Here is a 13,081-nt window from a genome sequence, read left to right as displayed (position 1 = left end):
CCGCACAAGATTAACCCTTCCGCGCATTTCGTCGCAGGCGCGGTGGACGCTGCCGACCGGGCGAGCTATTAATAAAGCGTTAAGAGTAGCAGCCGCCTGTAATTGCGTATTCAAGGTTCGCCATGCCGCAGATCCATTATCCCTTTATCGACATCGCCGTGCACCCGATCGTGCGCGCGCGCTTCGCCGCGGGGGAAGCGATCGTGCTGTTTTCACGCGACCTCGACGCCGTGCTCTGGGCCAATGGCGACGGCGCACGGCTGTTCGGCTTTTCCAATATTTACGACTTTATGGAAGACGGCCCCGATCGCGGCGGCGTATCGTTCCGCCAACTCGCCTCCGCCGCCCGTCAGCTCGCCAGGCCGGGCGACCGGCGCAACCTGATGATGCGGGTGGCCTCGGGTTTCTCCAGCCAGCTGTTGAGCGCGGAAGCGGCGCTGGTGATGATCCGTCCCGGCGAAGAAGCCGTGCTGTTCGCCGCGCCGTCGCAGGCCGCCGGCGGCCTCGAGGCGCGCATCCAGTCGATGCTGCGCGGCTTCGACGATCCCGACACCCATATGGCGGTGCTCGACGCGAGCGGCGTCGTGCTGGCCGCGTCCCCCGGCTTCCAGACATTGGGCGTGCCCGAGGACACCACCCGCGCGCTGATCGCATCCGTCGAGCGCAGCGCCGATGGCCTCGTGAAAAGACCGATCGCCTCCTCGGCGGGTTATCTGCCGGCCGCGATCGGCAAACTGTCGGACAATCCGGCGCTGCACCTCCTGTTCTGCGTGGAAACGGTGCTGGGCCGCATGGACCCGCCGGGTGACGCGACGCAGGCAGACAGCTCAGATGGCGCGGGGGCCGACGAAATTGCCGACGAGATCGTAGCAGCTCCGGAAGCGGCGGCGAACGAACCATCGGCGCCGCCTGTCGAGGATTCTTCCAACGCATTGGAAGGCGAGCCGGCGGCAGAGGTCGAGGCGCCGACGCCAAGCGACGAAGAGCTCGATGGTGCATCTGCGTCGCAAGAGCAGGAACCGATCCCGGCCGACGCGCCGCAGGATCAGGCAGCCGAAGCAGAAATCGCAGGCCATCCCGTCGAGACGGCGAGCGAAGAGATCGTTGAGCCCGCAACCGACGCGCCGCAGGCCGAGCCAGTCCCGGCGAGCGCCGCGACCGCGCCTCGGGAAACCGCGCCGGTCTCCGTCCCGACCAAGGGCGCGCGCCCGGTGCGTTTCGTCTGGAAACTCGACGCCGACGGACGCTTTTCGGATGTGTCGGAGGAATTCGTCCGCACCGTGGGCGAGCGCGCCGGCGCGGTCAAAGGCAAAACCTTCAAGGAATTGGCCAATCTGCTTGGCCTCGATCCCGATGGCGAGATCGGGCGGCTCCTGGAGCGACGCGACACCTGGTCCGGCCGCACCATCCGCTGGCCGATCGAAGGCACGGATTATGTCGCGCCGGTGGATCTCGCCGCTTTGCCGACCTATTCCCGCAACCGCGAATTCGACGGTTTCCGCGGCTTCGGCATTATCCGCGTCGGCGACGCCGAGCGCGATCCGCACGCCATGGGCATGGCTTTCGCCGCGCCCATCGCCAAGGCGGAAACACCCGCGGCTCCGGTGATCGCCGAATCGGTCGCGCCTGCGCCCATCGAAGCAGAGCCGGTCGAGGATGCGGCAGCGCCGCAGGATACGACGCCCGCGACCGCCGAAACACCGGATGAAGACGCTTTCCAGGGTGAAAAGCCCGCGATCCGCATCATGCCGGACCCGGTGCTCGACCTGAGCGAAAAGATCGTCAAGCTCGAAGAGCGCCGCACCCGCGCCCGCGAGGGCCTGTCGGCGGCCGAACAGGCGGCGCTCAAGGAAATCGCCCGCCAGTTGGAACCCTTCGGCAAGCGCCCGAACGCCGAGGTGATTGCGCCGACCGAGGCGGAAGCCCCCCAGCCGGCCGCCGAGGAGGCCCCCCAGGCTATAACGGAGGAGCACGCGGACGAAATCCCCGAGCTCGTCTTCGCCGAGCCGGAGGATATCGACCTCACCGCCCCGATTCTGCCGGAAACGCCGGTCGACGAGCAGATCGCGGTCGCGAGCCGCGCCGACGACGCCGATGACGTCGGTGAGTTCGTCGAAGGGCCCCCCGCCCGCGAGGATGCGGAGCGTCTCGGCCTGACCGCGGCGGCGGCCGATCAGGTGCCGCTCGCCATGCTGATCCATGCCGGCGACCGGCTGATCCACGCCAACACCGAATTCCTGCGCTTCACCGGTTACGAGACGCTCTCGGCGCTCGAAGCGGCGGGCGGGCTGGACGGCTTGATCCACCGCTCCGACGACCACGTTCTCTTGAACCGCGCCGATGGCGAGCGCATTCCGGTGACTGCGCGCCTGCAATCCGTTCGCTTCGAAGGCGCGACCGCACTCGCCCTGTCGCTGCAGGCGGCGCCGGCGCTTCTGCCCGATCCGCTCGAGGAAGACGAGGAAAGCGCACGTCGCCTTTCCGCGCTGAAGGTCGAGCTCGACGAGTTGCATTCGATCCTGGAAACCGCCACCGACGGCGTGATCGTGCTCGACACCGAAGGCCGCATCCGCTCGATGAACCGTTCGGCCAGCGGACTGTTCAACTTCGACGACGGCGAGACGCGCGGCAAGCCGTTCGCCATGCTGTTCGCTCATGAGAGCCAGAAGGCGGTGCAGGACTATCTCTCGGGCCTGAGCGGCCATGGCGTCGCCAGCGTCTTGAACGACGGCCGCGAAGTGATCGGCCGCGAGGCCTCGGGCGGCTTCATCCCGATGTTCATGACGCTCGGGCGCATGCCGGGCTCCAACAGCTATTTCGCCGTGCTCCGCGACATCACCCAGTGGAAGCGGTCCGAAGAGGAATTGCGCCACGCCAAGCGCGCCGCCGAGACCGCCAACCAGCACAAGAGCGATTTCCTGGCTCGCGTCAGCCATGAGATCCGCACGCCGCTCAACGCCATCATCGGATTTTCCGACATGATCGCCAGCGAGCATTTTGGCCCGGCCGGCCATTCCCGCTATATCGAATATGCCCACGACATCGGCCGCTCGGGTCGGCATGTGCTCGACATCGTCAACGATCTGCTCGATATTTCCAAGATCGAGGCGGGCGAGATGGATCTCGACTTGACCGCGGTGGCCATCAACGACTGCATTTCCGAGGCGGTGTCGCTGGTGCAGCAGCAGGCCAACGCACAGCGGGTGATCATCCGCACCTCGCTGTCGCAATCGGTTCCGAATGTCGTCGCCGATTTACGCTCGATCAAACAGATCGCCATCAACATTCTCGCCAACGCCATCCGCTTCACCCCGGCCGGCGGGCAGATCGTCGTCTCGACCGTCTACGAGCCGACCGGCGCGGTCGCCCTGCGCATCCGCGACACGGGCGTGGGCATGACGTCGTCCGAACTCGAACAGGCGATGAAGCCGTTCGGCCAGGTGTCGCCTTCCGCCCGCAAGCGCGGCGACGGCACAGGGCTCGGCCTGCCGCTGACCAAGGCGATGACGGAGGCCAACCGCGCCGTCTTCGCCATCCGCTCGGCGCCGAACGAGGGCACGCTGGTCGAAATCCTGTTCCCGCCGCAGCGCGTGCTTGCGAACTGAGCGCGGCGGCGATAAGGCTCCGACCGAGGGCGGATTGCGCCCGACAGGCGGAAAAGGAACAGAGTGAGCGCTTCTCGTTTCATCGCAGCCGGTCTCTTCAAGCCGCGGGCTAGAGGCGGCCATCCCGGCCTCGAGATCGGCACGATTGTCTTGTCGATGCTTGTGCTGACGCCGCTCGCCGCCATCGTCTGGATCGCCCTGTCATCCGGTTCCGACGATCTCGCCCATGTGGCCGGCACCATATTGCCGCGCGCGCTGTCGCGCACGCTTTGGCTTCTGGCGCTGATCTCTCTCGCCACCGGCGTCACCGGCGTGTTGACCGCCTGGCTGACCGCGACCTTCGATTTTCCGTTTCGGAGGCTGCTGACCGTGGCTCTGGTCTTGCCGCTAGCGATGCCGACCTATCTCGCCGCCTATGCCGCCGGAGAATTTTTCGATTACGCCGGCCCGCTGCAACAGGTGGTCCGGGCCATCGGCGGTTTTAGCTCCGCCTCTGAATACTGGTTCTTCGACATCCGCTCGCTTGAAGGCGCGGTGCTCGTGATGGGCGCGGTGCTGTACCCTTACGTCTATCTCTCGACGCGCTCGGCCTTCCTCTTACAGGGCCGCTCGGCGGCCGATGTGGCGCGCACGCTGGGGGCCTCGCCGCTGAAAGTGTTCTTCACCGTGCAATTGCCCATGGCCCGGCCGGCCATCGCCGCGGGCCTGACGCTGGTGATGATGGAGACGATGAACGATATCGGCGCCGTCGAGTATCTCGGCGTCAACACGCTGACCTTCGCCATCTACGACACCTGGCTCAATCGCGGCAGCCTGGGCGGCGCGGCGCAGATCGCCGCGGTGATGCTGGTCTTCGTCATCGGGCTCATTCTCGTCGAGCGTCACGCGCGGCGGCTGCAGCGCTTTGTCTCCGGCAAGGCGGCGCCGGCGGCATCCGTTGCCCGGCCACGCTTGAACGGTGTGAAGGGCTGGGCGGCGACGTTTGCCTGCGCGGCGCCCGTCATCGGCGGTTTCGTCATTCCCGGCGGCGTGCTCGCGGCCTATGCGCTGAAGCGGATCGACACGTTCTCGGACCCCGCACTCTACAAGGCGCTCGGCCATACGATCATGGTCGCCGGCGCGACCGCGCTGATCACGGTGATCCTGGCGTTTATCCTAGCCTATTCGGCGCGGGTCGGTCGCGGCCGGATCACGGCGCTCGCCGGCCGGGCGGCGACGTTCGGTTACGGCGTGCCGGGCACCGTGATGGCGCTCGGCGTGCTCATCCCCTTGGCGAGCCTAGACAATGTCGTGGCCGGGTTTTTCCGCGAGCAGTTCGGCATTCGCACGGGGTTGCTGATCACCGGCACCATGGCGGCGATCGTCTTTGCGCTGACCTGCCGCTTCCTGACCATGGCCGAAGGGGCAGTCGACGCCGGGTTCCAGAAGCTGCCCGTCAATCTCGACCACGCGTCGAGGACCTTGGGCAGGACCTCCATGCAGACGCTGAGCCGCATCCTGATCCCGGCTATGCGGCCGGCGGTGCTGACGGCGGGGCTTCTGGTGTTCATCGACGCGATCAAGGAACTGCCGGCGACGATCCTGCTCCGGCCCTTCAACTTCAACACGCTGGCGACGCTGGTCTATGAAGACGCCTCGCGCGCCCGCGTGGAGGATGCCGCCATTCCCGCCCTGATCATCATTCTCGCGGGGCTTGCGCCGGTGATCCTGGTGTCCCGGTCGCTGGAAGGGCGGCAATAGATTTGACGTGTCGCATTGTCCAACGCCGAAGCGCTCCCGCTTCGGCTGGAAATGCTTGAACGCCGCCCTCGCCTCTCCTCAGAGAACCGAGACGACCGCCTTGGCGAGGTCTTCGAGACGGTCTTCCTTGAGACCCGCCACATTGAAGCGGCTGTCGCCGACCATGTAGATCCCGTAGTCCTCACGCAGCCGGTTGACCTGATCCTCGGTGATGCCCAACCGCGAGAACATGCCGCGATGTTCGGCGATAAAATCGAAGCGCGACGAGTTGGACTGGCGGCGCAGCGCCTCGGCGAAGCCGGTGCGGAGATTGAGCATGCGCAGGCGCATCTCTTCGAGCTCGGTCTTCCAGTTGGCCCGGAGCGCATCGTCTTCGAGAATGATGCGAACGGCGGCGGCGGCATGATCCGGCGGCATGGAATAGAGCACGCGGGTGACGATCAGCGCCTGGCTGCCGGCGATCTTGGCGCGCTCGGCGTCGGGCGCGAGCAGGATGACGGCGCCGACGCGGTCGCGATAGACCGAGAAGTTCTTGGAGCAGGAGGTGGCGATGGCCATTTCCGGAACCTTGGCGGCGAGAAGGCGCACGGAGGCGGCGTCTTCCTCGAGCCCGTCGCCGAAACCCTGATAGGCGAGATCGACGAAGGGGAACAGGCCCTTTTCGACCAGGATGTCGGCGACGACAGCCCACTGTTCCAGCGTCAGGTTGGCGCCGGTCGGGTTATGGCAGCAGCCATGCAGAAGCACGACGTCGCCGGCCGGAATGGTCTTAAGCGTCTCGACCATGGCGTCGAACTTCACGCCGCCGGTGGCCGCGTCGAAATAGGGATAGGTGGCCGTCTTCAGGCCGCCCGCGGTCAGGATCGGCGCATGATTGGCCCAGGTCGGGTCCGACAGCCAGACCGTGGCGTCGGGCTTGGCCTTCTTGAGCAGGTCGGCGATGGTGCGCAGAGCGCCCGAGCCGCCGGCCGTCTGGCAGGAAAACATGCGGCTGAGATCGGCGTTTTCGCCGAACACCAGCTTGAGCATGCCCTTGTTGAAACCGTCATCGCCGCCCATGCCGACATAGGTCTTGGTGGTCTGCGTGTCGTAGAGACGCTTTTCCGCTTCGCGCACCGCGTTCATGATCAGCGTGCGGCCTTCGGAATCCTTGTAGACGCCGACGCCGAGATCCATTTTCTCCGCGCGCGGATCGTTGCGGTAAAGCACCGAGAGGCTAAGGATCTTGTCGGGCGGGGCGAGCGTAAGCGTTTCGAACATGGGCTTTTCCTAGCGTGTTGAAATTCAGGAGCCGAGATGCCGTGAGCCGCGGGCGCGGGCGAGCTGCATCTGCTTTTCGCGGGAGCGGAAGCGGGCGCGATCCTCGTCGGTGCGGCTGTCATGGCAATGCGGACAGCTGACGCCGGCTTCAAAGGTCTTGGCGGTCATGTCCTCGGCGGTCAGCGGATGGCGGCAGGCGCGGCACAGGCGATGGCCGCCCTCCTTCAGCCCATGTTCGACGGAGACGCGCTCGTCAAAGACGAAACAGGCGCCTTCCCAGAGGCTGTCCTCCGGCGGCACGTCTTCGAGATATTTCAGGATGCCGCCCTTGAGGTGATAGACCTCGTCGAAGCCCTGCTCCTTCATGAAGGCGGTCGCCTTTTCGCAACGGATGCCGCCGGTGCAATACATGGCGATCTTCGGCTTGTTGTGCAGGCCCTCATGCTCGCGCACCCAGTCCGGAAATTCGCGAAAAGTCTTGATGCGCGGATCGACCGCGCCCTTGAACAGACCGATATCGGTCTCGTAATCGTTGCGGGTGTCGATCACGATCGTGTCGGGATCGGAGATCAGCGCATTCCAGTCACGCGGCGCGACATAGGTCCCCACCACGCGCATCGGATCGATATCCTCGACGCCCATGGTGACGATCTCTTTCTTGAGCCGCACCTTCATGCGCAGGAAAGGCTCCTTGGAGGCGCGGCTTTCCTTGTGTTCGAGACCGGCAAATTCAGGCTGCGCCCGGAGATAGGCGAGCACGACGCGCACGCCTTCATCAGGCCCGGCGATCGTGCCGTTGATGCCCTCATGGGCGAGGAGCAACGTTCCCTTGACTCCGCCCGCCTCGCACAGCGCCTGGAGCGGTTCGCGAATGTCGCGAAAACGGGGAAAGGCGACAAAGTGGTAGAGCGCCGCCACGAGATAGGGCTGCGCAGGGGAAGGACTGGGATTTGCGGCGTTTTCGATCATGGCGGCGGCATAATCCTTTTGACGAAAAAGCGCAACGGCGCCGGCGGCTCCTACGAGGGCCAGATCTTGCATTCGGCGCCGGCCTCGATCACAGTCCTCGACGCAGAATTCCGGAGTAAGTCATGCTGATCCTCGACCTCAGTTATAAAGTTCCGCTCGAACAGGCGGATGCGCAGATGGCGCCGCATATGGCCTGGGTGAAGGAAGGTTATGACAAGGGCTGGTTCCTCGGCTCCGGCCGCAAGACGCCGCGCACCGGCGGGGTGATTTTCGCCCGCGGCGACCGCGCCGAGATCGAAGCCTTTTGCGCTTCTGATCCTTTCGTCGCCCACGGCATCGCCGATTATGCGATCATCGACGTGACGGTGACCACGACCGCCCCCGGTTTCGACGCGCTGAAGGACGGCTGATCATGACGGAGGCGTTCCGCTATACGCCCTATGCCAGCGCGCTCAAACCCTTCGCCATCGGTCTTTCCGCGATCGATCCCGCCGACTGGATCGAGCCGGACGACGATCTCCCGGCCTATCTCGACGAGAAAGAGCGTCTTCTCGCCGAGCATCGGGAGGATGTGTTTCAAGCCGACGACGCATCGCGCGCGGCGCAGGCCGAATGCCTGGCGCTCCTGACCGATCACCTTCTGACCCGCCATGACGACCGTTGGGTCAAGACAAAGGCCGGCGTGAGCGTGGCCGGTCGCGACGTCCCTCTCCGCTCCGACGATCCGCCTTTGATCACGGCAGGGCGATTGGTGCAGGACGATCTCGTCATTCTCGAAAAGCGTAACGGGGCATGGACCCTGACGGCAGGCTTCGTCGCCTTTCCCTCCGCCTGGTCCCTCAAAGAAAAGGCGGGCCTGCCGATGGAAGGGGTGCATGCGCATGTGCCCGATTACGCCGGCGGCACGCGCAACGCCATGATGCTCAGCCGCATCTTCGACAATCTCCAGCCGGACCTGCCGGCCATGCGGCTCAACTGGTCGATCTACCCGTCCGGAGACCTGTTCTGGCCGCCGGAGAAAGGCGCGCGCGCCGAGCGCAACACATTCACGCCGGCGATCAACTTCATCCGGGTCGAGCGGCAGACGCTGCGCCGCCTGCCGGAGACGGGCGCGATCGTCTTCACCATCCGGATCTATAACGACCCTATCTCCCGGCTGAAGTCCGACCCGGCGCTGGCGACGCTCTCGCGCGCCCTCGCGGACAAACTCGGAGAATTTACGCAGGAACAGCTCGCTTATAAGGGCATGATCGGCCGCCGCGACGCGATTATCGAGTATTTGCGGCAAGATAACTGACGACTTCGGTTCGGCTCGCCGAACGCGCTCTTTTTTGTGTCATCAAAATGTGTTTAGTGGTTCCCTTGATAGGCAACACAGGAGAACCAGCCCAAAATGACAGAATCCACCCATCCGGTTTATGGCGAAATCACGGGTCCGATCGTGATGATCGGTTTCGGCTCGATCGGCCGCGGCACGCTGCCCCTCATCGAGCGTCACTTCAAATTCGACAAGAACCGCATGGTGGTGATCGATCCCAACGCCGACGAGACTGGCATTCTGGCCAAGCATGGCGTCAAGCACATCCAGGCGCATGTCACCCAGGAAAATTACAAGAGCCTGCTCAAGCCGCTGTTGACCGAGGGTGAAGGCCAGGGATTCTGCGTCAACCTGTCGGTCGACACCTCGTCGGTCGACCTGATGAAGCTGTGCCGCAAGGTCAATGCGCTTTACATCGATACTGTCGTCGAACCCTGGCTCGGCTTCTATTTCGACAAGGACAAGGACAATGCCTCGCGCACCAACTACGCCCTGCGTGAGACTGCCCGCGCCGAAAAGGCCAAGAACCCCGGCGGCGCCACCGCCGTGTCCTGCTGCGGCGCAAATCCCGGCATGGTGTCCTGGTTCGTCAAGCAGGCGCTGGTCAACCTCGCCCATGAGATCGGCCTGAAATTCGAAGAGCCCGCCGCCGACGATCGCGAAGGCTGGGCCAAGCTGATGAAGAAAGTCGGCGTCAAGGGCGTCCATATCGCCGAGCGCGACACCCAGCGCACCAAGAGTCCCAAGCCGTTCAACACCTTCTGGAACACCTGGTCGGTGGAAGGCTTCATTTCCGAGGGACTGCAGCCGGCCGAACTCGGCTGGGGCACCCATGAGAACTGGATGCCGAAGAACGCCCGCAAGCAGAAGAAAGGCAGCAAGGCCGCCATCTTTCTCGAACAGCCCGGCGCCAATACCCGCGTTCGCAGCTGGTGCCCGACGCCCGGCCCCCAATACGGCTTCCTCGTCACCCACAACGAGTCGATTTCGATCGCCGACTACTTCACCGTGCGCGACAAGGACGGCGACGTGACGTTCCGCCCCACCTGCCACTACGCCTATCATCCGTCCAACGACGCGGTGCTGTCGCTGCATGAAATGTTCGGCAACGGCGGCAACGCGCAACCCTTGCTGCATGTGCTCGACGAGACGGAACTGGTCGACGGCGTCGATGAACTCGGCGTGCTGCTCTACGGCCACGAGAAGAACGCCTATTGGTATGGTTCGCGCCTGTCGCTGGACGAGGCTCGCTCGCTGGCTCCCTACCAGAACGCCACGGGCCTTCAGGTGACGTCCGCCGTGCTGGCCGGCATGGTCTGGGCGCTCGAAAATCCGGAAGCCGGCATCGTCGAAGCCGACGAGATGGACTACAAGCGCTGCCTGGAAGTGCAGTCGCCCTATCTCGGTCCGGTCGAAGGCCACTATACCGATTGGACGCCGCTCGACGGCCGTCCGGGCCTGTTCGCCGAGGACCTCGATACGTCCGACCCCTGGCAGTTCCGCAACATTCTCGTGCGCTGAATAGACGGCGTATATTTCGAGCTGCAAGCGCCCCGAGCATCTCGGGGCGCTTCTTGTTTCCGGCCCGATTTGGGATCGTGGCTCCCGATGTGTCGCGTTCTGTGTTTCCATGACCCGCAAAGCCTTGCTTTCGCAGCGCAATAGCGCCAGTATGGCGCAAACACAGCAGAGGCGACTGTCCCGCCGAAGGACAGCCGCAGCCTTCGGGAGACGTCAATGAAGCTCTACGCCCTCGCGGCCATCGCCGCAGCAGCCGCCCTTTCCTCTTGCGCCACGGAGCAGTCCAGACCGCTGCCGACCGCGCCGCAGCCGGTGACGATCGAGGGCGCATGGACGGATCCGAACGGCCTGCTCTCCACCTTCCAGGCCGGCAACTTCAACACAAGGACCACCGACACCAATCAGTTGCTCGCCTCCGGCACCTATGTGAAGGGCCAGGGTCCCAATCTCTATGAGATCAGCTTGACGTCGCATGTCCAGAACAAGCAGTCCCGCGTCAACTGCGCGCTGATTTCGCCGCAGCAATTGAACTGCACCGCCGATTCCGGCGCTCAGTTCACGCTGACCCGCAGACCGGGCGCCATGTAACAAAGCCGCCCGGGCGATAGATCGATGAACGACTGTCACAGGATAGGGCTAATGCTCATTGCATGACGTCCTTTACGAGGGAGAAAGACATGACGAAATTACTTCGCCTTGCACTTGTCAGCGCCTCCGCGCTCGCCCTGTCCGCCGGCGCGGCGCTGGCGGATTACGAGCTCAACATCCTCCATATCAACGATTTTCATTCACGCATCGAATCGATCAACAAATACGACTCGACCTGCTCGGCCGAGGAAGAAGGCAAGAACGAGTGCTTCGGCGGCGTCGCCCGCATGAAGACGGCCATCGATCAGGCCCGATCCGCGATAAAGGCCGCCGACGGCAATGTGCTGGTGCTGGACGCCGGCGACCAGGCGCAGGGTTCGCTGTTTTACTCGACCTACAAGACCAAGGCGATCGCCGACTTCATGAACGGCATCGGCTTCGACGCCATGGCGGTCGGCAATCACGAATTCGACGATGGCCCGGAAGAGCTCGCCAAGTTCATCGACGCCGCCAAATTCCCGATCATCTCGGGCAATGTCATGGCCCCGGCCAGTTCGCCGGTCGGCGGCAAGATCAAGCCCTATGTCATCGCCGATGTCGGCGGGCAGAAGGTGGCGATCCTGTCGGTTCTCGCCACCGATACGCCCGAGACCTCTTCCCCCGGCCCCTCGATCCTGTTCGAAGACGAGATCACCTATCTCAAGGCGGCCGTGAAGGACGTCGAAGCCCAGGGCGTCAACAAGATCGTGCTGCTGTCGCATGTCGGCTATGTCAAGGACAAGGAAATCGCCGCAGCCGTCGATGGCATCGACGTGATCGTCGGCGGCCACAGCCATACGCTGTTGTCCAACACCGACGAAAAGGCCGCGGGCCCCTACCCGACCATGGTCAAGGACCCGGCCGGCGTAGACGTGCCTGTCGTCACCTCCTACGCCTATTCCAAATATCTCGGCGAGCTGAAGCTCGTTTTCGATGATTCCGGCAAGGTCATCTCGGCCGCCGGCGCGCCCAAGCTGCTCGACGCTTCCGTGAAGCCCGACGAAGCCTTCGCCGCCAAGGTCAAGGAACTCGGCGCGCCGATCGAAGCGCTGAAGCAGAAGATCATCGGTTCGAGCACCGGTCCGATCGACGGCTCGCGCGACACCTGCCGCGCCAAGGAATGCGAGATGGGCAATCTCGTCGCCGACGCCATGCTCGACCGCGTCAAGGACCAGGGCGTCCAGATCGCCTTCGCCAATGGCGGCGGCCTGCGCGCCTCGATCGACGCCGGCGATGTCAGCATGGGCGAAGTTTTGACCGTGCTGCCGTTTCAGAACACGATCGCCACTTTCCAGCTGAAGGGCGAAGACGTGGTCGCCGCGCTCGAAAACGGCGCGAGCAAGATGGAGGAAGGCGCGGGCCGCTTCTCACAGGTGGCGGGCCTCAAATATTCGGTCGACGCCTCCAAGCCGGTCGGCAGCCGCATCTCCAATGTCGAGGTCAAGGACGGCGACGCCTTCAAACCGATCGATCCGGCCAAGGTCTACGGCGCGGTGGCCAACAACTACACCCGCAGCGGCGGCGACGGCTTCAAGGTCTTCGCCGAGAAGGGCATGAAGGCCTATGACTTCGGCCCGAGCCTCGAAGACACGGTGGCCGCCTATATCGGCAAGAACTCGCCCTACAAGCCCTATCTCGACGGCCGCATCACCGTGATCGCCGCGCCTGCGGCGGAGGCCCAGCCTGCCGCAGAAGCAAAGCCCGCTGCCGAGGCCAAGCCGGCCGCGGAGGTGAAACCCGTGACGGAAACGAAGCCTGCGGCGGAAGCCGCCGCGCCGGCGGCAACTACGCCCGCGACGACCGCGCCTGCAGCGACGGAAGCCGCCAAGCCGGCGGACGCCGCCATGCCGACCGAAACCAAGCATGTCATCGTCAAGGGCGACACGTTTTGGGATCTGGCCGAGAAATTCTACGGCAACGGTTTCGACTGGAAGAAGATCGCCGAAGCCAACGCGTCGCTGAAGCCGCGGGCCCTGCCCGTGGGCGGCGAGTTGACCGTCCCGGCCAAGTAAGGCGCGAGATCGGCGCAGTATCCAGACGG

Annotated in this window: 9 protein-coding genes; 7 read left to right on the top strand and 2 right to left on the bottom strand. The window is 64.4% G+C overall.

The annotated features are described in order from the left end of the window. Positions 1–122: 122 nt before the first annotated feature. Together OCK01_RS09555 and OCK01_RS09550 are read left to right on the top strand one after the other, a co-directional pair. On the top strand, positions 123–3,605 hold the full coding sequence (locus tag OCK01_RS09555; protein WP_263823737.1) for a PAS domain S-box protein: 3,483 nt from the start codon (positions 123–125) through the stop codon (positions 3,603–3,605). Between the two features lie 156 nt (positions 3,606–3,761). Then, entirely contained in the window at positions 3,762–5,345 is a 1,584-nt protein-coding gene (locus OCK01_RS09550) for an ABC transporter permease (RefSeq protein WP_263824016.1), read from the top strand. Between the two features lie 78 nt (positions 5,346–5,423). On the opposite strand, the gene OCK01_RS09545 is transcribed toward OCK01_RS09550, so the two are convergent. Then, complete coding sequence (locus OCK01_RS09545; protein ID WP_263823736.1) at positions 5,424–6,605, bottom strand: aromatic amino acid transaminase; 1,182 nt, start codon at positions 6,603–6,605, stop codon at positions 5,424–5,426. A gap of 24 nt (positions 6,606–6,629) precedes the next feature. Beyond that, complete coding sequence (locus tag OCK01_RS09540) at positions 6,630–7,574, bottom strand: rhodanese-related sulfurtransferase (protein WP_263824015.1); 945 nt, start codon at positions 7,572–7,574, stop codon at positions 6,630–6,632. A gap of 122 nt (positions 7,575–7,696) precedes the next feature. On the opposite strand from OCK01_RS09540, the gene OCK01_RS09535 reads away from it, so the two are divergent. The 5 genes from OCK01_RS09535 to OCK01_RS09515 all read left to right on the top strand — a co-directional run bounded on the left by OCK01_RS09535 (position 7,697) and on the right by OCK01_RS09515 (position 13,052). Further along, on the top strand, positions 7,697–7,984 hold the full coding sequence (locus OCK01_RS09535) for a YciI family protein (RefSeq protein ID WP_263823735.1): 288 nt from the start codon (positions 7,697–7,699) through the stop codon (positions 7,982–7,984). 2 nt (positions 7,985–7,986) lie between these two features. Beyond that, entirely contained in the window at positions 7,987–8,871 is an 885-nt protein-coding gene (locus OCK01_RS09530; RefSeq protein ID WP_263823734.1) for a heme-dependent oxidative N-demethylase family protein, read from the top strand. A 96-nt stretch (positions 8,872–8,967) separates the two neighbouring features. Further along, a complete protein-coding gene (locus tag OCK01_RS09525; RefSeq protein ID WP_263823733.1) occupies positions 8,968–10,413 on the top strand; it encodes a homospermidine synthase in 1,446 nt (481 codons plus the stop codon). A 216-nt stretch (positions 10,414–10,629) separates the two neighbouring features. Then, positions 10,630–11,001 (top strand): hypothetical protein, encoded by a 372-nt coding sequence (locus tag OCK01_RS09520; RefSeq protein ID WP_182828298.1) that lies wholly within the window; start codon positions 10,630–10,632, stop codon positions 10,999–11,001. Between the two features lie 89 nt (positions 11,002–11,090). Next, a complete protein-coding gene (locus tag OCK01_RS09515) occupies positions 11,091–13,052 on the top strand; it encodes a 5'-nucleotidase C-terminal domain-containing protein (RefSeq protein ID WP_263823732.1) in 1,962 nt (653 codons plus the stop codon). Positions 13,053–13,081 lie beyond the last annotated feature (29 nt).

Source organism: Rhizobium sp. TRM95796 (genome assembly GCF_025779995.1).
In the GTDB taxonomy this organism is placed as follows: Bacteria; Pseudomonadota; Alphaproteobacteria; order Rhizobiales; family Rhizobiaceae; genus Rhizobium_E.
The sequence above is the reverse complement of the archived record's forward strand: the minus strand, read 5'-3'. Positions and strand labels throughout refer to the sequence as shown.